This window comes from Agathobaculum sp. Marseille-P7918 (genome assembly GCF_900625105.1).
Taxonomy (GTDB): Bacteria; Bacillota; Clostridia; order Oscillospirales; family Butyricicoccaceae; genus Agathobaculum.
Genome location: NZ_UYYD01000003.1, coordinates 91001 through 110844, shown reverse-complemented (window position 1 = coordinate 110844; position 19844 = coordinate 91001). Strand labels below are relative to the sequence as shown.

Genomic DNA, 19844 nt, shown 5'->3' with positions numbered 1-19844 from the left:
CTCAGTGAACCAGATTGAGTACGAGCGCAGCGATTACGAACACTACGCCGACAACCGAAGTCAGGCGGGCAAACACCTTATCAGCTGCGGTCGCCTTGCCTGCGCCGAAAAAGGTTTCCGCGCCGCCGGAGATCGCGCCCAGACCCTGCTGTGCACCGCTCTGCAGCAGTACCACAACGATCAGGAACAGGCTGGCAACGATCATGATGATCGAAAGTGCAATTTGTGCGGTAGTCATGATATCGATTCCTCCACTGTTTTTTCATTTCATTATCGTGCCGGTCACGGCACGCTATATTTGCGTACACGATACTATATCACAAAAACGCCGCAATTTCAAGTATTTTTTCACACAATCGGCTGCAAAATATTCTTCAGCGGACCTCCCATGCGATTGGTATACACCTTGTGTGCCCCAAGATCCACCACCGCAATATGTACCGACGACCAGCCGTGCTTGCCGCCTTCAAACTGGCGCTCCGCGCTCAGCCGGCGCAGTTTTTTCTGCACATCCCGCCCGGCTTGCTGCGTGACCAGAATCAGCGACAGGATGGAAAAATCGTGTGCCGTATCCGGCTGCACCAGTTCCTGCTCCGCCCGCTTGGCGTATTCCCACCAGTCCTCCAGCGCCGCTTCGTCCAGTTCCGGCGCGGCAAACAGCAACCGGTATTCATGCGCATGGCTGGAAGCGTTCAGCGACACCAGACCCAGCAGCTTTTTATGGCTGATCGCATCGAACTGGCTGAACGACGCCGCGACCCGCCCGGCCACTTCGGTATTCTGCGTGGTGACAAATGCCTTGTCCAGCGCCTGCACCATGCGGTCGCGCAGCGCAACAAATTCTGCCGAAAAATCCATGGTCTTCCTCCCGCTTACAGGTCTTCCGGATATTCGCCCTGCCGGGTCATCTCCGCGATGGCGGCGCACACGGTCGGCTTATCCTCCCGGTAGGTGACGCCGAACCAGCGCGCGGTCGTCGTCAGCACCTGCGCGGTCGCGCGTCCGGCCTGGATCAGCTCATCGACCGCAAACGGCAGATAATACTCGCCCTTCATCGGGTTCTGAGGCAGTTTTTCCGCGAAAAAGCGGCGCAGGCCGTCCTCCAGCGTGGGCAGGAAGGACGGGGTAAAGCCCCACAGGTTGAGCGACACCGGCGTGCCCGCCGGGATCTCGCCCGCCGGCTCGTCGCCGTCCGCCGCGTACACGATGCGGCCGTCCGCCGCGCGCGAAATCGCGGTGCGCTCGATGATGCCGGTCAGCAGGCCGTTTTCATCCGCAGTGCACACGCCGCGCGACACCGTACCGTTTTCGGTCAGCGTATTTTCCACACGGTAACCGACCATGCAGTAGCGGAACTTTTCGTCGTCCTGTGCGTTTATTAAATAGTCATACATTTTCCGGAACGCATCCGCGCCGTAAAAATCATCCGCATTGATCACGGCGATCGGAGCACCCGCGGTCGCTTCGCTCGCGCACCAGACCGCATGCGCCGTGCCCAGCGGCTTTTCGCGGCCTTCCGGCGCGTGCAGACCCTCGGGCAGGTTGTCCGTCGTCTGGTAAGCATAATCCACCTGCATAAAGCGGCGCGCCTTGCGGCCGATGGCCTGCTCAAACGCCTCGTGCAGTTCGGGCCGGATGATGAAAACCACCCGCTCAAATCCCGCGCGATGCGCGTCATAAATCGAATAGTCCAGAATGATCTGCCCGTTCGGGCCGACCGGGTCAATCTGCTTGAGTCCGCCGTAACGCGAGCCCATACCCGCGGCCATAATCACCAAAAACGGCTTTGCCATTGTGCACTTCTCCTTCTCTGCGGCGGCAGCGCCGCCGAATACATTATTATCCAATCTTTTCTCCATCAAAACAGGCGTTTTTCCATGTTTAATCTGTTCCCCTGTCTGGAATACTTCATTATTATACAAGACCATATCATAAAACACAAGATGTTTGCATCAGGCGCTGTCTTTTTTGTCGAAAAGCATGAAAATATCACCACAACGTGCCCAGCGATTGCAAACAGAACAGAAAACTGCTAAAATAGTGCTGTTAAAAAAATATCAGAGTACAAAACGCGATAATACCAGAGAGGATATGTTTCGATGCGTAAAACGAAAATTATTTGTACGCTCGGCCCTGCGACCGACGCGGTTCTTCCTGAAATGATCAAGGCTGGCATGAATGTCGCCCGTATGAACTTCAGCCACGGCTCGCACGAGGAGCACAAGGCCCGTATGGACGCTGTCAAGGCAGCGCGCAAGGAGCTCGGCCTGCCGGTCGGCATCATGCTCGACACCAAGGGTCCGGAGATCCGCACCAAGACCTATAAGGAAGGCAAGATCGAAATCGTCGAGGGCCAGGAATTCACCCTGACCACCCGCGATGTCGAAGGCGACAACACCATCGTTTCCATCACCTACGAAGGCCTGCCGGCAGACGTACAGCCCGGCACCCGCATCCTGATCGACGACGGTCTGGTTGCGTTCGAAGTCATTGAGATCAAGGACGGCACGGATATCGTCTGCCGCGCCCTCAACGGCGGCCCGCTCTCCAACCGCAAGTCCATCAACGTGCCCGGCATCAAGCTGAACATGCAGTTTGTCTCCGACAAGGACCGCGAGGACATTGAGTTCGGCCTCGAACAGGGTATCGACTTCATCGCCGCTTCCTTCACCCGCTCGGCACAGGACGTGCGCGACATCAAGGCGATCCTCAAGGCGCACGGCAAAGAAGACGTGGAGATCATCTGCAAGATCGAAAATATGGAAGGCGTCAACAACATTCAGGAAATCCTCGACGAGGCCAACGGCGTCATGGTTGCCCGCGGCGACCTCGGCGTAGAGGTTCCGTTCGAAGTACTGCCGGAAATCCAGAAGAACATCATCAAGACCTGCATCTCCCGCGGCAAGCGCGTTGTAACCGCGACCCAGATGCTTGAGTCGATGGCCAAGAACCCGCGCCCGACCCGTGCGGAGGTTTCCGACGTTGCCAACGCGGTTTACGACGGCACCAGCGCCATCATGCTGTCCGGCGAGACCTCGGTCGGCAAGTATCCGGTGGAGACCGTCAAGACCATGAGCATGATCGCGGAGAACGCGGAAAAGACCATCCATTATGACCGCCGCCGCGCGACCCGTCTGGAGTTCCAGAACATGAACGTATCCGGCGACCTCAAGACGCTGGCCATCTCCCACGCGACCTGCTCGACCACCGCAGACCTCGGCGCCAAGTGCATCGTTGCATTCACCGAGTCCGGCTCGACCGCGCGTGCGGTATCGACCTACCGTCCGGGCGCACCGATCATCGCGGCGACCCCGAACGAAAAGACCTTCCACCGTCTGAGCATGTCCTGGGGCGTCAAGCCTGTGATGGTTCCCGACCACCCGACTTCGGGCACCCAGCTGTATGACCTGTCCGAGCAGGCTGCCATCAGCGCTGTCGATCTGCGCGTCGGCGATATCATCACCATCACCGCCGGCATGCCGGTTGGCCACGTCAACTACACCAACACGCTGCGCGTGCATCAGCTGACCGAGCGGTCGTTCGCGCAGTTCGTACAGGATTGATTTTATGTCTTTCAAACGCTTCCAGCGCAGGCTCGTCCGCGTGCTGACCGTTCTGGTCATCTTGTCCATCATCTTCTGTCTGGGCCTGTATGCCTATCGTTCGTTCTTCGGCTACACCTATGACTCTTCGCTGCACGGCAAAGATCTGGCGGCCGGCGTCAAGGCGGACGAAAACATCACCAATATTGCGCTGTTTGGTCTGGATACGCGCGAAGGCGATACCCAGAGCCATTCCGACTGCATGATGATCGTGACCATCGACAACACCCGAGGCAAGATCAAACTGATTAGTCTGATGCGCGACTCGCTCGTCAACATTGACGATCATGGCGAGGACAAGCTCAACGCCGCGTATTTTCTCGGCGGGCCGAGTCTTGCCATCCGCACGATCAACGAGAACTTCGGCACGGATATCACCGAGTATATCGCAGTCAATTTCGAGCAGCTGGTCGAGATCATCGACGCGCTGGACGGCGTGGAGATCGACGTACAATCCAACGAAGTAGACGAGCTCAACCGTGTCATCCGGGACTACGGCATTGAGCAAGGCAAGGAATTTCAGGGCGTGGACGGCGCCGGGCTGCAAACGCTCGACGGCGTACAGGCGCTGTGCTACGGCCGCATCCGCAAGGGCGGCACGGGCGACGACTGGGCGCGCGTGGAGCGGCAGAGCATCGTGCTGGAGGCCATGTTCACCAAGGTGCAGGAAATGAGCGCCAGCGAACTGATCGGACTGATGCAGAAACTGGTTCCCTATGTGACGACTTCGCTTTCGCCCACCGAGATCGCCCCGCTGATTGTCGGCGCGGTCAAGGACGGTGTGCCGACGCTCGAGCACACCCGCGTCCCGCTGGACGGCGAATGGAATTACTACGGTTCTTCCAGCGAGTATATTCTGTATGATCTGGACGTTGCCGCCGACCATATCCATGAATACATCTATAACGACGTGTTCCCGGGAGACACCTCTTCCGCACATGCCACAACCGGCTCGAGTGATACGAATACGTCTTCCGGCCCGCTGGACGGCACGGATTACGACACGCCGCCCACCTCGCCGGCCACCACGAGCGATTCCTCCTCTTCCGACAGCAGCGTCGATCCCGCTTCCCTTGCGGAAGAGGGCGGCTGGTACGATGCGGAAACGGGAGATTATTATGATTCCGACGGAGACCGTTATCATCTGGACGAATCCGGCAATCGGGTGTATTATTAAAACAATATGATCCGTACAGGGGGTATGATACCGCGATCATACCCCCTTCTTTATGCTAACAGAAAGAGGAAAACAGCACTATGTATGTCAAACGTGTTCTTCCCAACGGGGTATGCCTGATCTCGGAAAAACTGGACACCGTGCGGACGGCTTCCGTCGGCATCTGGGTGGGCAACGGCAGCCGGTATGAACCGGCCGCACTGAACGGTATTTCACATTTTATCGAGCACATGATCTTCAAAGGCACGGAAAAGCGTTCCGCGCAGCATATCGCCATCGCAATCGACGCGCTGGGTGGACAGGCCAACGCCTTTACCGACAAGGAATGCACCTGCTATTATATGAAGGTGCTGGACAAGCGCCTCAAAACCGGCATCTCCATTCTGGCGGATATGTTCATGCACTCGCGCTTTGCGCAGGAGGACATCGACCTCGAGCGCGGCGTGGTGATGGAAGAGATCGACATGTACGAGGATTCGCCCGAGGACGTTGCGATCGACAAGCTGTTTGAAAAATGCTATGAGGGCTCCGCGCTCGGCCGTCCGATCCTTGGCACCGCCGAAACCCTGCAAACCATCAATTCAGAAGCGATGCACGACTATATGCATCGCTATTACCGCCCTGCGGACACCGTGGTCGCGGTCTCCGGCCACTTCACCGAGGACGACCTTGACTATATCGCCGATCTGTTCTCCCACATGGAGGGCGAAGGCCGCAACGAGGTTACGCCCGCCGTCTACCAGCCCAGCCTGATGCTGCGCGAAAAGGACATCGAGCAGAATCACCTCTGTCTGTCCTTCCCGGGCGTATCCCTGCTGAGCGAGGACCGCTTTGCCATGAACCTGCTCAGCTCGATTCTCGGCGGCGGCATGTCCTCCCGCCTGTTCCAGGGCGTGCGCGAGCAGAACGGTCTGTGTTACTCGATCTACACCTTCACCACGCCGCATCTGGACACCGGCCTGTTCTCGATCTACACCGGTCTGGGCGCGGAAACCGAGCAGAAGGCGCTCGAGCTGATCGTGCGCGAGCTGCATGAGTTCTGCGAAAACGGTCCGGCAGCCGACGAGCTTTCCCGCTGCCGCGAACAGGTCAAGACCACGCTGCTGATGGGTCTGGAAAGCACGGGCACACGCATGATGACCATCGGCCGCAGCGAACTGCTGCGCGGACAGGTGGCCGCGGTCGAACAGGTGCTCGCCGCGTACGATCGGGTCACCGCAGAGGATATCCTCCAGCTGGCACGCCGCATTTTCGATTTCGAGCAGGTCTCGCTCGCGGTGGTCGGCCAGCCTGACCGCGCGGAAACCTATCGCGCGCTGCTGCAATAATACAGATGATTAAAAAACGCCGAATGTTTTCGGCGTTTTTTGCTGCTCCAAATTGACAACCCCTTGTGTTCTGCTATACTGAGGGTAGGATAGCAAAGCCATCTGACCTGATGCACAAGGGAGGGATCACCATGAAAAAACGGATCATTCTACCGCTTGCGTGCCTATTGCTGTGCGGCATCTTTGCCGGCTGTCAACCGACGGCAGACAGCGGCGCAGTACCGGCTGCGGACATGCAACTTGCGCCGATGCAGTGCAGCGACGAGCAATACCGTGTGCTCTCACTCGCGAATATTAACCCGCAGGAGTTCATTGCCTATGAATATCAGGCCGACGAAAATCTGCGCTGTATCACCACCACCCGTTATATTCTGAACGACGCGCTCGAATGGGAGCCTGCCGACAGCGGCTCAGGACGAATTTACAACGATACGCCGATCTCCCCCACCGGCGCCTTCGCGCTGACCGACAAGGGGGACGGACAGGGATTCACGCATGTACTGCGCGAGAGCGGCGAAAGCAGCTCGGGTTACACTTCCAGCGCCCCCGGCCTACCGGAAGAGATCGCAGCAGGAGGACTTGCAGTCGGCATCGGCACACAGTCCGAGGCCGTGTCCATCGTGTACGGCGAGGAAATCCCGATTTTGGTGCGCACCTTCCGCGACAAAAGCGAGCTGTATGTATATGACGCGGCAAAGGATTTTGCCGATCCATCCCGCTTTAAGGGCGATCTGTTCACCGAAGCGTTTACCGTGACGTTTTCCGACACCATTCCGGAATAACGCAGAACATAGAAAAAGGCTTGTTGTCAGAAAATGCTGACAACAAGCCTTTTTTACGGTTGGGATTCTGCCGCTTCCGATTGCGATGCGGTATCCTCCACCGTCTCGTATTTCATCCGATAGTAAATGCGGTCCTGATACTCTTGGATTGCCCGCGCGGCGTCGCCATCCGGTTCGGACAAATAGCCGTCCTGCGCGTCCACCGCCGTGCCGCGCTGCACGACCGGCAGATCGCGCCGCAATTCGTTGACAAAGGCGAAAAACGCATCGCTCTGTCCGCAGCCCACGGCGTCCAGCACCGCCGCGCCGAGAAAGCTTGCGCTCAGCTTGCCGTCCTCCGGCAAGCCCAGCCGCTCGGCCAGCGTATCGAAATCCAGCATCTCCGCGGCCGCGTCATTTGCCCAGAGCAAAAACGGCGGCGCATAGGCATCCAGCCACGCTTCGCTGCTGCGGTCAGCGGTCATGTCCTTACCAAGCGCTTGGTAGCACAGATAATCCTGCCCCAGACTGGGCATATGATCGCCAAACCAAACGAGCAGCACCGGCTCCTTGCGGCGCTCAAAATAGTACACCAGCCGTCCCAGCATGGTATCCGCATCCCGCACGCCATAGCTGTACACTTGCAGCATGGACGCGGCGTCCTCCGGCAGCTCCTCCGCCAGTTCCAGCGCGGGCAGCGCGCCCTCCTGCTCATATTTCTGCGGGGTGTACGCCATATGGTTCTGGATGGTGGTCACATAAGTAAACTGCGGCACACCCTGCTCCAGCCGCTGCTCAAAATCCGAGATCACATAGTTGGTCAGCGACGCATCCGACACATAACCGCCCTTATACGTCGCCTGCGTGAACGCATCCTCAAAAATGATCTCCTGCGCGCCCAACCACCGATAGGTGTTCTGCCGATTGTAAAACCATGCCTTGCCGGGATGGATGAACGCGGTCTGCCAGCCGTTTTCCTCGGCCACGCGAAAGACCGAGCCGGTCGCCTTATGCATCACGCGGAACGCCGAAACGCTCGCGTCCGACAGCATCGCGGTCTGCATGCCGGTGAGCACGTCAAACTCAGTGTTTGCCGTGCCGCCGCCGTAGTTCGGCACGACCAGATGCCCCGTGATCGCGTTTTCCGACTGCGCCAGCGCATGGAAATGCAGCAGCGGGTCGTTATTGCCCGTCCACGCAAACGCGTCGTCATCCGTGACGTCGCTGAACGCTTCGCTCATCACAAAAATCACGTTGACCGGCTTTGCCTGCGCCGGTTCGGTATCGGTCGCCGCAATGGCGTCCTCGGTTGCGGATTTGGAAAAGCCGTCCGGCTTTTGCAGATGGTTTTGCGTCACCAGATGCAAAAACGTATAGTGAAAGCCGGTTTCCTGACACAGCGTTGTCATATGGAAGCGGTTGCTGCATGGCAGGGCCGACAACACATCGGAAGAGGCATAGACCGTCACGGTCAGGCCGGCCAGCGCCGCCAGACTGCCCACAAACGACGCCGCGCGCCGCACCGCCTCCTTGCGGACGGCCTCCGCGCCCTGCGCCCTGCGCGGACGCAGCAACGCCGCGCCCACGAGCAGCAGCAAAAACGCGATGGCAAACGATGCCACCACGCCTTTGTCCACATGCAGATCATAACTGCCCGCGGCCGTCAGCGCTTCGCGCGCCATGGTCAGGTCCTGCGGCGACACCGGATCGTCCCGCGCCTCAATTTTCAGTTCGTTGGCAAAGTTGAGCACGCCGCATACCGCCAGCGTGATGACCGCCGCGCCGAACACATTGCGCACCGCACCGGCAACCGCAACCAGTACCAGCAGCACGGGCAGCCAATTGAGCAGCAGCAACAGCGGAGACCGGCACAGATACGGCAGCGACTCCGGCAGGATGAGCGCACACATCCAGCAGATAAAAACCGAAAGCACGCCTGTCAAAATCCAGTGGCAGCGCTCGTCATAGTGATACGGCAGGCCCTGCGCCCGCAGCCATACCGTCCATCGTGTTCCAAGGCGACTGTCCTTCGCCCCCTGCGCCGTCAGGCGCGTCTTTTCCCAATACAACATATATTATTTATACAACAATTTTACGCGGATTTTCAATAGTCTTGTCGAAAAAAGTGCCTTTTTGCCATCTTATGGCAGAAAAAAGCCGCTCTGCAAACCGAGCGGCTTTCTTCTCGTTTTATTTGTCCACGACCGGAATTTCCGTTTCGTCCTTTTCGTCCAGATGGTTGAGATAATGCTTGGTCTCGGATGCAATCACACCGCTCAGCAGCAGCACCGCCACGAGGTTCGGGATCGCCATGAGCGCGTTGAGCGTGTTTGCGATCGTCCACGCCAGATCGAGCGAAATGACCGGACCGATCACAATCACCGCGATGAACAGCAGCTTGTACGGCAGCATACCCTTGCGGCCGAACAGGTATTCGCAGCAGCGCTCGCCGTAATACGACCAGCCGAGGATCGTGGAATACGCGAACGTGATGATGCCGACCACCAGAATCAGCGGGCCGACCACCGGGATCTGCGAAAACGCCGCCGTGGTCATCTGGCCGCCGTTTTCGATCATGTCCATATTGATGTTGGGATTTTTCATGATGGTCGTCACCAGCACCAGGCCGGTCATCAGGCACACCACAACCGTATCCCAGAACGTGCCGGTCGAAGAAACCAGCGCCTGACGCACAGGATTGCGCGTCTGCGCCGCGCTTGCGACCAGCGGCGCGGAACCCATACCGGATTCATTGGAGAACAGGCCGCGCGCAACACCATACTGCATCGCGATGCGCAGGCCGCCGCCGACCAGACCGCCCGCGACCGCACCCGGCTGGAACGCCAGCGTGAAGATCGCCTTGAGCGCAGGCAGGATGAAATCCCAGTTGATGCCCAGAATAATCAGGCAGCCCAGCACATAGAACGCCGCCATGAACGGCACCAGCTTTTCGCACACGGTTGCGATCGACTGAATGCCGCCGATGATGACCACGGCCGTGATCGCCGCAAAGACGATGCCAATCGCGATCGGCGGGATGTAAATCGGGCTGTTGCCCTGAATGATCTCGGAAATGGCGTTGATCTGCGTGCCGCAGCCAATGCCGAAGGAGGCGAGCATGGCCAGCGCCGCAAACAGCACGCCCAGCCACTTCATGTGCAGGCCGCGCTCAAGCGCGTACATCGCGCCGCCCTGCATGCGTCCGTCCTTGGTCTGCACGCGGTACTTGACCGCGATCAGGCTCTCCGCGTACTTGGTCGCGATGCCGAACACACCGGTCAGCCAGCACCAGAGCACCGCGCCCGGGCCGCCGAGGAACACCGCCGTGCCGACGCCGACGATATTGCCCGTGCCGATGGTGGAAGCCAGCGCGGTCGTCAGCGCTTGAAACTGGCTGACATCGCCCGGCGAATCCGGGTCCTTGGTCACGGACAGGCGGATGCCGGTGAAGGTTTTGCGCTGGATGAACCCGGTGCGCACCGTCATGAACAGATGCGTGCCAAGCAGCAGCACGATCATCGGCAGGCCCCAGATCCAGTTGTCGATCGCGGTTACAATGTTGGAAAATGTCTCCATGAAATGAACCCCTTCCCCTGTTTTGTGAATGAAAATGCAAAGGGAGCGAAGCCGAAGCTTCGCTCCCTTTCCAGACAGGATGCCGCAAACATCCCGTAAATCCCCGCAAATGGGAGCCGCGAAGCACCGGCACGCCGTTGTGCCGATATCCGCGTTATGCGTATAATTATACCTTATGTCTTGACAAAATGCAAGAGAAACTGCCAAATTCCAGTCGTATAACAACTTTTTCTCACAAATCGCAAAATTATCCCTTATATTTTCTCACTGTTTGCAAAACGGAAGATGGTCATAAACAGGATTTTGATGTCAAACAGCAGCGACCAGTTCTCAATATAATAGATATCGTGCTCGATCCGCCCCTGAATGGATGTATCGCCCCGGAAGCCGTTGACCTGCGCCCAGCCGGTGATGCCCGGACGCACCTGATGCTTGACCATATAAAGCGGCACGCTTTCCTTGAACTGGTTGACGAAAAAGGGCAGTTCGGGCCGCGGTCCGACCAGACTCATGTCCCCTTTGAGGACGTTGAAAAACTGCGGCAGCTCGTCGATCGAGAATTTGCGGATAAACGCGCCGAACTTGGTTTTGCGCGGGTCGCGGTCGGTGCTCCAGCCGGTCGTCTGCCGGTCGTTGACCCGCATCGAACGGAACTTATACATATTAAACGGCTTTTTATTCAGCCCGACCCGCTCCTGCCGGAACAAAATCGGCCCCGGCGAGGACAGCTTGACCCCGATCGCGGCAAACAGCATCAGGGGCGAAGTGAACACGATAAGCAGCAGCGAACCGATGATATCCATTGCCCGCTTGAGGAACGCATTGCCAATATTGTCGAGCGGAATGTGACGGATATTGACCAGCGAGACGCCGCCCACCTCGTCGATCACCGGATGGGACGGCATATATTTGGTATAAAACGGGATGAGGGAAACCTTGACGCCGTTTTTTTCACTGCTGGCAATGATGTCCTTGAGGTACATATACTCGTCCGCTTCCAGCGCAATGACCACTTCGTCCGGATTGATGCGGTCGAGCACTCGGGCGCATGCCTCATAGGTGCCCAGATAGGACAGGCCGGGCAGGCAATCGTGCGGCCCGAGATAATGATCCACACAAAACCCCAGCGTGCGGTCCCGCTGGATCGCGTCATAATAGGCGCGCGCCTGCTCCCCGCAGCCCACCAGCAGCACATGTTTGAGGTTATAGCCCTTTTCACGGAACGCGCGCAGCAGCCGCCGCAGCAGCCATCGCTTGATCGAAACCGCGATCGTCGCCAGCGCGAAAAAGATGAACAGCGTCCAGCGAGACAGATGGAACTCCTTAAAGACAAAGAAGAACGCGAGCAGCAGGCCGAACAGCAGCAAATTGCAGCGCAGCAGCAGGCTGAACTCGGTCAGGAAATTCTTCGCGCGAAAGGATTCATACAACCCCATCAGGCCGTACAGCAGCCAGAACAGCGGCGCCATGCACAGGACGGTATAAAGGTAATATGACAGGCCGATGTGGCCCGGGTCCCCATTGAAAACGAAAAAGCGGATAAAATATGCCAAAAGCATGCAGGGGAATAAGATGAGAACATCGGTCAATCCGTTGATCTGGTTGAGTGTCCTCTGATTTTCCTTAATCAAATGCCGTGCCTCCCGAAACAGCGAATACGAAATTGCGGATAATTACATTTATGATACCATACTTTGCAGGAAATTTCCACCTAATCCGCCCTTTTACTTGACAAAAGATGCCGTTTGGAGTAATATTCCAATAGGAATGTTTCACGCGGGCGGAATGGGTCGCCTGCGTTTTTTATTGAAAGAATGTGATATGGTTCATGCGGGAAAAACGGAAAATTCTGTATATTGCTTCCTCCTTCGGCCATCTTGCGTCGTTCCATCAGCCGTATCTGCGCTGGTTTGTGCAGCAGGGCTGCGAAGTGCATGCCGCTGCCGGCGGTACACCCTGCACGCTCGAAGGCGTCAGCCGTCTGATCCCGCTGCCGCTGGAAAAGCGCATGTCCTCCCCGCGTAACCTGACCGCCGCCCGCACGCTGCGCCGGCTGATCCGGGAGGAGCACTACGACTTCGTCAGCCTGCATACCTCGCTTGCCGCGTTTTTCGCGCGGCTGGCTTTACTGACCATGAAAGACCGCCCGGTTGTGATGAACACCGTGCACGGCTACCTGTTTGACCGCGCAACGCCGCTGCCCAAACGGCTTGTGCTGCTCTCCGCAGAGCGGCTCACCGCACCGGTCACCGACTGGCTGCTGACCATGAACCGGCAGGACGCGGCGATCGCGCAGCAATACAGGCTTGGCAAACACCTGTGCGCAACGCGCGGCATGGGCATCGACACCGCGCACTTCACCCCGCCGGATGGGGCGGGCAAGGCGCAGATGCGGGCGCAGCTCGGGCTGGACGCCGACGCGGTGGTTCTGGTGTATGCGGCGGAGTTCTCCGGGCGCAAAAGCCAGTCCACACTGATTCAGGCGATGCCTAAGCTGCCGGACGACACTGTGCTGCTGCTGCCCGGCCGCGGCGACAAGCTGGAGGAATGCAAGGCCCTTGCCGAACAACTGGGCGTTGCGCCGCGTGTGCGCTTCCCCGGTTTTGTGCAGAATATGAAAGCGTATTATCAGGCTGCGGACCTGTGTGTCTCGTCCAGCCGCAGCGAAGGCCTGCCCTTCAATATTATGGAGGCCATGGCCTGCGGTCTGCCCGTGATCGCCAGCGATGTGAAAGGGCATCAGGATCTGGTTGAACCGGGCGTGACCGGTCTGCTGTACCCCTTCGGGGACGCGGACGCCTTTTCCGGCGCGGTGCACCGGCTCGGCGACCCGCAGCGCCGCCGCACCATGGGACAGGCCGCGCGGCAAGCCGTTTTACCATTTGATATCCAGCCGGTGTTTGCAGAACTGACCGGATTATACCGTCAGGCCGCCGGGCTTTCGGAATAAGCCCACGGCCCACCGGACACAGATCATACCGCCGCGCTGCCGGCGGCGTAGCATGGAGGTTATAGAATGAAACAAAAAGCAGTCCAATCCGCCCCCAAAGTTCGCTGGTGGCTGTATATTTCCGCCGCGATCGTCGTCTTTCTGGCGACCTGTTTCACCAACAACGGCAACTACTTCACCGAAAAGGTGGTCGGCCTGCTCGGCGGCGCCGCCATTGTGTGCATGCTGGTGTTTGCGGACAAGCAGCGCGTCAAGCGGCTGATGACGCCGCCCGCGTTCGCCATCTTCGCCTATATCCTGCTGGCGGGCATTTCCACGTTATACGCAAAATCCGGTAAATTTGCGATCGCAGAATTTTCCTGCCTGCTGATTTCCTTTGCCATCCTGATGGCCATTGTGCTGTATGCCAAGGAAAGCAAGCTCTCCCTGCGGCGGACGGCCGCGGTGCTCGCTTGCGCTGCCGCACCGGTCGGCATCCTGTCCATCGACGCGGCATCCAGCAACATCCTGATGCGCCCGTTCCGCGCGCTGATGGAAGCGGTCGGTCCGGGCTACGGCGAGGTCGGCGCGACCTTCTATTCCCGCCTGAACACCATTTTCGGCAACCCGAACACCTATGCGGGCCTGATGTCCATCGCCTGCCTGCTGTCGCTCTGGCTCGTGCTTTCCTCGGAAACCCGCCGTCAGAAGGTGCTGTGCACGATCCTGCTGATGATCAACGCCGTTTCCTATCTGCTGGCCTTCTCCATGGGCTCGCTCGGCGTGTTCGTCGTCGCCTGCCTGCTGATGCTGGCGCTCAGCCCCAAGGAAAACCGCACCGGCCTGTTCCTTCTGCTGGTGCAGACCGCCGCGGTCGCACTGATCGTCGGCGCGGTTTCGGTCAAGGGCTTCGGCGATACTGTGACCGGCTCCCCCCTGCCCCTAATCATGCTGGTTGTGGGCTGCGCGCTCGCCTGTGTCCTGGAAGTCTATGCACGCGAAAAGGTCACCGCGGCGCTGGCCGGCAAGGGCAAGCTGATGATCGGCATCATCGCGGGCATCATTGTCGTCGGCATCATTTACCTGATTGCCGCACTGAACGTCACCGGCTCCTATACCTTCGGCACTGAGGGTGATTTCCGCCGTACCGCCAATCTCTCCGCCGGCGAATACACGCTGAGCATGCAGACTTCCGCACCGGTGCAGGTGCGCGTGGCCTATAAGAACACCAACAACCTGATCCAGAACAACGAAACCGATCTGGCCAGCGGCTCGTCCGACGCACCGGTCACCTTCACCGTGCCCGAGGACAGCGAGCTTGTGTTCTTCTATTTCTCGTGCAGCGAGCCGGGCGTGACCATGGAAAGCGCCTCGTACACCGGCGCGCAGAACGGCAGCATCAAGCTGGGCTACAAGCTGCTGCCCGCCTTCATCGCCGACCGTATTCAGGACCTGTCCGCCAACGGCAACGTGGTGCAGCGCCGCGTATACTGGCAGGACGCCATCAAGCTCTGGCTGACCTCGCCGGTCTTTGGCCGCGGTTTGGGCGGCTTTGAAAACGGCGTTGTCTCGGTACAGGATTACTACTACGAAACCAAATATGCGCACAACCACTATGTGGAAGCGCTTTGCGATCTGGGTGTGCTGGGTCTGGCTGCATTTCTGGCAATCCTCGGCACTGCGGTCTGGGCGCTCGTCAAGAGCCGCAAGGAAAAGCCGCTGGCCGTGATGCTGCTGGCCGCCTGCGTCCTGCAGATGTTTGGTCAGGCAGTGACCGACGTCATCTGGTCGGTTGGCGCGTGCCTGCCGATGTTCTTTGCCGTGCTGGCGCTGGTGGTATTGTACTGCGGCGACAGCCTGCGGCTCAAGCTGCCGCAGAAAAGCACGGGCGGTGCAGTACGCTGGCCGGTCACCGCGTTCTCCGCGATCTTTATCGTGCTGATCGGCCTCAACCTGATCGCGCAGACCATCTTTACGGGCGACAATCTGACGATCGACGATCTCAAGACCTGCGCCTCCATCGACCTGTTTGAAAAGAACGACTACAAGCTGTCCTACCTGCTCTCCGGCGGCAACGAAGCCGGTGTGGCCGACCAATACGCCGCCGATCTGGCACAGGTCGAGTCCAACTCGATCACCATCCCGCTGGCGCAGTATTATTGCTCCGCAGGCCAGTACGATCAGGCGCTCAATGTGCTCGACCGCGGCATCGCCTATATGCGCGCGGATGCCGACGTCTGGCAGCAAATGTTTGACCTGTATCAGACCATGCTCGACCCGGTTTCCAACATGGACAGCGTTCAGCTTTTGATGGACGACTCCTATATCAACCGCATGGTGACCGGCTATGACCGGCTGCGTCAGGTCAATGACGACCAGCTCGACGACGTCCTGCTGACGACCAAAAACAACGCCTTCCTCAACCATCTGCTGGCGGCGGACGCGCTCGACCCGTATGACACCGTGGAAGCGCTGGACATTTTCTCCGATGTCGGCATGGACACCCGCTTTATGCCCGATGCGGACAGCAACGCCGTGCCGGACTGTGCATCTGTACAGGAGGGTTCGGTAACTTGGGGTGAAAACGGCTCCTTTACCGCGCAAACCGACTGCACCGTGCTGTTTACGACCTTGGTCGGCAACAGCGGCAACTATGCGCTTCAGATCGATGCGGACAACCTCAGCGGCGTTACTGCGGTGACGGTGAACGGCAGCGCGCTGACGCTGGATGCGGCAACCGGTCTCTGCAGCGTATATGACGAATGGGGCACCGGCTCGGAGAGCCAGATCGCGCTGACGATCAAGGCCGGTACCACCATCAATCATCTGACCTATATCAAACAATAACGCTGGACGGCAATCTTTTGCCGGGCAAATCTGACACGCAAAAAGCGCAAGAGCAATCATTTGCTCTTGCGCTTTTTTGATGCCGCGGTATTATGGGGGATGCTTGTTTGACCCGTAAGAAAACATCCAACCGGCAGACGGTTCCGCAGGGCGCGGCAGCGCTTTGCGGACCGCCGCCCCGGCACAAAGGAGGAAAAACATGTCCCTTTCCGATCAGAAACTCACAGGGTTCAGCAAAAAGATCACGCAGCTGGCCGACCAGCCGAGCATGCAGCCGCAGGAGCTCAAAGCTTACTTTGACAGCAGCCCGGAGGAGCTGCGGCAGGCGCACAACGGTCTGTGCGACGCGCTATGCGCGTCGGACGCCGCGGCCGGGCTTGGCTTTGCACGCTCCGCGGGCGTTCCCGCGGACACCGTACAGGCCGCGGTCGAGAATGTGCAGCAGCAGGTGCGCGACGCGGTCGTCGGCAGCATCCCGTCCGGCAGCGTGGACGGCGACAAGCTCGCACAGGATGTGCGCGACCGGTTCGCTGCAATCGAAAACAAGGCGGAGGAGGAAGCCACAATCCGCAGTCAGATGCAGAGCCAGATCAGCACCAACACCACGCAGATCGCAACCAAATGCGAAGTATATGTCGGCACTTATACCGGAGATGACACCGAAACCCGCACGATTTCTCTCGGTTTTATGCCGAAAGCCGTTTTGTTAATGACTTCGCACGGCATTATTACCCACGAAAATGGTGATTCATATCGTTTTTACGGTGGGTTAGCTTTTCAGAACGTCCCTGCGGCCTATCATCACGAGGGCAATATCTACCCAATCCTATCGATTGTGCAAAACGGATTTCAGGTTTATAATAAAATCCTTTCCGGCCTGTATTCCAGTGTATGCACCAATACATCTGATGAAGTGTATCATTATATCGCATTGAAATAAAAAACCGCCCATACCGTTTCCGGTATGGGCGATTTCTTTCCTTATTCAATTCAGCAAATCATCAAGAAATGCTGCATCAAATCAAAGGGAGAACTTAGATAACGTTCTGAATGTCGTTGTTAACGTCAACGAAGACAACCTTCAGTTCGTAAGCGCCGTCGCTGTTCTTGGTGGTCTCAGCCTCGAATGCAACGTTCTTCTCCTTGGTGTTGTCACCGTCGAGATCGTCAGCAACAACCAGAGAACCGCCTTCAACGCCCTCAACATCCTCTACGTTGATGTAGACGATCTGAGTGTCGTCGGTGATAACGTACTCGTTGACAGAGTCGTTGTCGAAGTATACGCTGTCGCCAGCCAGGCCGGTGATAGCAGCAACCTTAGCGGTGGACTTGGTCAGCTTGTCGTTCTCGAACTTCACGAAGTCCTTCTTGGCAGCGCCGAAGTCGTTCGCAGCCTTAACCTTGATGGTCTGCAGGCCGGTGGAGGTCCAAACTTCGTAAGAGTTGTAGGTGGTGTTGTCTTCCTTGGTGGAGCCCAGGGTCTTTACAACATAACCGTAAACAGCGTCAGAAGAAGAGCCCGGGATATCCTGATTGGACTTCATAACAACTGCAGCCAGTTCAACGTAAGCAACGCCATTGGTCTTGTTTGCGAAAGCGTTAACCTTCTCAACAGTTACTGCGTTCCAAGCGGCAACTTCCTTGCCGGTCTTAACGGAAACGTCGCCATCCTTGTCAACTACGAATACAACAGCATCGTCGTTGACGCGCAGGCCGGAGATCTTGTCATCGCCAGCGGTTGCGGTCGTGCCTTCAGCAACTTCGAAGTCATCCTTGTCGGTGCCGGAGGTAATCGCATTCAGGGTGTACTCGTCGTCGTCCAGATCGAACGCATACAGGCCATTGAACTTCTTGCTGGTGTCGTCAGCATCTACTGCATTGTACAGAGCGTCGCCCTTGGTGCCCTCGATGTCAACAACCTTGATTTCAGCAGTGGTGCCGTTAGCGAAGATTGCCTGTGCCTTAACGGTCTTCTTGCCGTAGTTGTTGTCGGTCTTGGTGCCGTTAATGTAAACAACCTCTTCCAGAGAAGCAATGCCGGAAACCTTCTCAGCATTGTAGATGTAGCCGTTCACTACAACAACATCAACCTTGTTGCCCAGCTCGAGGCCGCTGATAGACTTCACGAAGCTATCGTTTGCCTTGGTGTAAACAGTGCCGTCGATGGTGTAGTCATCGCCATTTACAACGTCAACCTTGCCGGAAACAACAGTAGCCTTGGTGAATACGGTGTTGTTGGTGTAGTCGCTTACAGAAACAACAGCCCAGTCATCCTTAGCCATGCCGTCGTACATGTCAACGTCTTCAACATTGTAGCTCTTGCCGCCAACGGTAACGGTCTTGGTGCCAACGAAGGTAACCTTGCCAACCGCAAAATCGGTGTCCTTGGTAATGTCGTAAACGTCGCCGTTCTTATCCAGAACTACGGTAGCCGGCTGTGCAGACTTGCTGTCAGCCCACTCCTTAACAGCCTTGGAAGCATCGTCAGCGATGTCGTACTTGGTGCCGCCAACCTTGATGGTGTCGGTCTTGCTGCGATCAGTGATCTGACCAACGATGGTGTCCATGTAGGTGTTGTCGTCAGCCTTGAACATGCCGTAGATGGTAGCCTTGTCGGTCTTGGTGTCCATCTTGTACAGAACGGTTACAGCCTTGTCAACCAGCTCAGACTTATCAACGGTGTAGTCCTCGAACTTAACGGACTTGTCCTTGGTGTTCGCATTAGCGGTGAAGACAGCCTTCTTATCCTTGTAGCCGTCGAGTACCCACTCGTCCTTAACCAGGCTCATGTACTTCTCGCCGATGGTCGGGTTCTTAGCACCGAGCAGGTTCATGTTGGTGTACTCACCGTCGCGCAGAACAACAGTGTAGGAGAAGATGGAGTTGTAGATCAGCTGAGCAGCGTACTGACGGGGCATACCCTGCGTGGTGCCGCAGTTAACGTCCTTCAGCAGGCCGTTCTCGTCAGCCAGAGCGGTGGTCTTAGCGCCCCAGCCAGTGCCAACCAGGCCAGCCTTGTCTGCATTGTAACCCAGGGTTACGAGCAGCATCTTGGCAGCTTCCTGAGTGGTAACGGTAGCGTCCGGATCAAAGCTGGTCGCGGACTTGCCGGCGATGATACCGAGGGACTGGCAGTACTTGATGTAGCCGCGAGCCCAGTGATCGGTAATGTCGGTGAAAGTGGTAGCGTCGTTGTTGTACGCAGAAGCGTCAGAACGACCGGTGCGGACGACGTAGATCATCTTCGCCATCTCCGCACGAGTTACGGTTGCGTCCGGCTGGAAGGAACCGTCGGTATAACCTTCGATTACGCCCAGTGCAACCAGGGTATCCACGACCTCGGTATCGACTGCAAAGTCGGCCTCGTCCGTGAATGCCGCACCAGCGAACATGGTGAACGCGCAAGCGAACGCCAGTACCAGTGCGAGAACCTTTTTGAGATTCTTCATGGGGTTTTTCCTCCTTAAATTTTTTTGAGCTTTCGCCCTTTATGGTGTTTATGATACCACAGGTTTTTGGACCGGTCAAGCAAAGTGCCGCGAATGTAACATGGGTGTAATATTGTGACATACTGTAATTTTTGTCGTTTTCCATTGTCTTGCAAGGAGATAGAGTACATGCTCC

14 protein-coding genes are annotated in these 19844 nt (G+C 57.5%); 7 read left to right on the top strand and 7 right to left on the bottom strand.

The genetic code is table 11. The annotated features are described in order from the left end of the window. Position 1: 1 nt before the first annotated feature. From secG to EJL02_RS06660, 3 genes are all read right to left on the bottom strand, one after another. Positions 2-238: a preprotein translocase subunit SecG gene (gene secG / locus EJL02_RS06670; RefSeq protein ID WP_125115643.1), complete on the bottom strand. Its 237-nt coding sequence runs from the start codon at positions 236-238 to the stop codon at positions 2-4. 110 nt (positions 239-348) lie between these two features. After that, positions 349-858, bottom strand: a complete 510-nt coding sequence (locus tag EJL02_RS06665; protein WP_125115642.1) for a hypothetical protein — start codon at positions 856-858, stop codon at positions 349-351. A 14-nt stretch (positions 859-872) separates the two neighbouring features. After that, complete coding sequence (locus tag EJL02_RS06660; protein ID WP_442858003.1) at positions 873-1847, bottom strand: sugar phosphate nucleotidyltransferase; 975 nt, start codon at positions 1845-1847, stop codon at positions 873-875. Positions 1848-2099: 252 nt separating this feature from the next. On the opposite strand from EJL02_RS06660, the gene pyk reads away from it, so the two are divergent. The 4 genes from pyk to EJL02_RS06640 all read left to right on the top strand — a co-directional run bounded on the left by pyk (position 2100) and on the right by EJL02_RS06640 (position 6889). Next, positions 2100-3563 carry a pyruvate kinase gene (pyk, locus tag EJL02_RS06655; protein WP_125115641.1) on the top strand — a complete coding sequence of 488 codons (1464 nt, stop codon included), beginning with the start codon at positions 2100-2102 and terminating at the stop codon, positions 3561-3563. Positions 3564-3567: 4 nt separating this feature from the next. After that, the gene (locus tag EJL02_RS06650) at positions 3568-4779 is read left to right on the top strand and encodes an LCP family protein (protein WP_125115640.1); all 1212 of its coding nucleotides are present in this window, start codon (positions 3568-3570) and stop codon (positions 4777-4779) included. 80 nt (positions 4780-4859) lie between these two features. Then, the gene (locus EJL02_RS06645) at positions 4860-6107 is read left to right on the top strand and encodes a M16 family metallopeptidase (protein WP_125115639.1); all 1248 of its coding nucleotides are present in this window, start codon (positions 4860-4862) and stop codon (positions 6105-6107) included. 131 nt (positions 6108-6238) lie between these two features. Next, entirely contained in the window at positions 6239-6889 is a 651-nt protein-coding gene (locus EJL02_RS06640) for a hypothetical protein (RefSeq protein ID WP_125115638.1), read from the top strand. Between the two features lie 53 nt (positions 6890-6942). Here the strand turns inward: EJL02_RS06640 and EJL02_RS06635 are convergent, their stop codons facing one another. The 3 genes from EJL02_RS06635 to EJL02_RS06625 form a co-directional block, all read right to left on the bottom strand. Then, a complete protein-coding gene (locus EJL02_RS06635) occupies positions 6943-8940 on the bottom strand; it encodes an LTA synthase family protein (RefSeq protein WP_125115637.1) in 1998 nt (665 codons plus the stop codon). Positions 8941-9058: 118 nt separating this feature from the next. Further along, positions 9059-10444: an alanine/glycine:cation symporter family protein gene (locus EJL02_RS06630; protein WP_125115636.1), complete on the bottom strand. Its 1386-nt coding sequence runs from the start codon at positions 10442-10444 to the stop codon at positions 9059-9061. Between the two features lie 254 nt (positions 10445-10698). Then, positions 10699-12075, bottom strand: a complete 1377-nt coding sequence (locus EJL02_RS06625) for an undecaprenyl-phosphate glucose phosphotransferase (protein WP_125115635.1) — start codon at positions 12073-12075, stop codon at positions 10699-10701. 197 nt (positions 12076-12272) lie between these two features. On the opposite strand from EJL02_RS06625, the gene EJL02_RS06620 reads away from it, so the two are divergent. From EJL02_RS06620 to EJL02_RS06610, 3 genes are all read left to right on the top strand, one after another. Next, complete coding sequence (locus EJL02_RS06620; RefSeq protein ID WP_125115634.1) at positions 12273-13394, top strand: glycosyltransferase family 4 protein; 1122 nt, start codon at positions 12273-12275, stop codon at positions 13392-13394. 66 nt (positions 13395-13460) lie between these two features. Continuing rightward, complete coding sequence (locus tag EJL02_RS06615; RefSeq protein ID WP_125115633.1) at positions 13461-16220, top strand: O-antigen ligase family protein; 2760 nt, start codon at positions 13461-13463, stop codon at positions 16218-16220. A 199-nt stretch (positions 16221-16419) separates the two neighbouring features. After that, entirely contained in the window at positions 16420-17160 is a 741-nt protein-coding gene (locus EJL02_RS06610) for a hypothetical protein (RefSeq protein WP_125115632.1), read from the top strand. Positions 17161-17254: 94 nt separating this feature from the next. On the opposite strand, the gene EJL02_RS06605 is transcribed toward EJL02_RS06610, so the two are convergent. After that, complete coding sequence (locus EJL02_RS06605) at positions 17255-19669, bottom strand: S-layer homology domain-containing protein (protein ID WP_125115631.1); 2415 nt, start codon at positions 19667-19669, stop codon at positions 17255-17257. Positions 19670-19844 lie beyond the last annotated feature (175 nt).

Coding starts and splice junctions, on each gene's coding strand:
- secG (WP_125115643.1), bottom strand. CDS start 238: ATGACTACCGCACAAATTGCACTTTCGATCATCATGATCGTTGCCAGC.
- EJL02_RS06665 (WP_125115642.1), bottom strand. CDS start 858: ATGGATTTTTCGGCAGAATTTGTTGCGCTGCGCGACCGCATGGTGCAG.
- pyk (WP_125115641.1), top strand. CDS start 2,100: ATGCGTAAAACGAAAATTATTTGTACGCTCGGCCCTGCGACCGACGCG.
- EJL02_RS06650 (WP_125115640.1), top strand. CDS start 3,568: ATGTCTTTCAAACGCTTCCAGCGCAGGCTCGTCCGCGTGCTGACCGTT.
- EJL02_RS06645 (WP_125115639.1), top strand. CDS start 4,860: ATGTATGTCAAACGTGTTCTTCCCAACGGGGTATGCCTGATCTCGGAA.
- EJL02_RS06640 (WP_125115638.1), top strand. CDS start 6,239: ATGAAAAAACGGATCATTCTACCGCTTGCGTGCCTATTGCTGTGCGGC.
- EJL02_RS06635 (WP_125115637.1), bottom strand. CDS start 8,940: ATGTTGTATTGGGAAAAGACGCGCCTGACGGCGCAGGGGGCGAAGGAC.
- EJL02_RS06630 (WP_125115636.1), bottom strand. CDS start 10,444: ATGGAGACATTTTCCAACATTGTAACCGCGATCGACAACTGGATCTGG.
- EJL02_RS06620 (WP_125115634.1), top strand. CDS start 12,273: ATGCGGGAAAAACGGAAAATTCTGTATATTGCTTCCTCCTTCGGCCAT.
- EJL02_RS06615 (WP_125115633.1), top strand. CDS start 13,461: ATGAAACAAAAAGCAGTCCAATCCGCCCCCAAAGTTCGCTGGTGGCTG.
- EJL02_RS06610 (WP_125115632.1), top strand. CDS start 16,420: ATGTCCCTTTCCGATCAGAAACTCACAGGGTTCAGCAAAAAGATCACG.
- EJL02_RS06605 (WP_125115631.1), bottom strand. CDS start 19,669: ATGAAGAATCTCAAAAAGGTTCTCGCACTGGTACTGGCGTTCGCTTGC.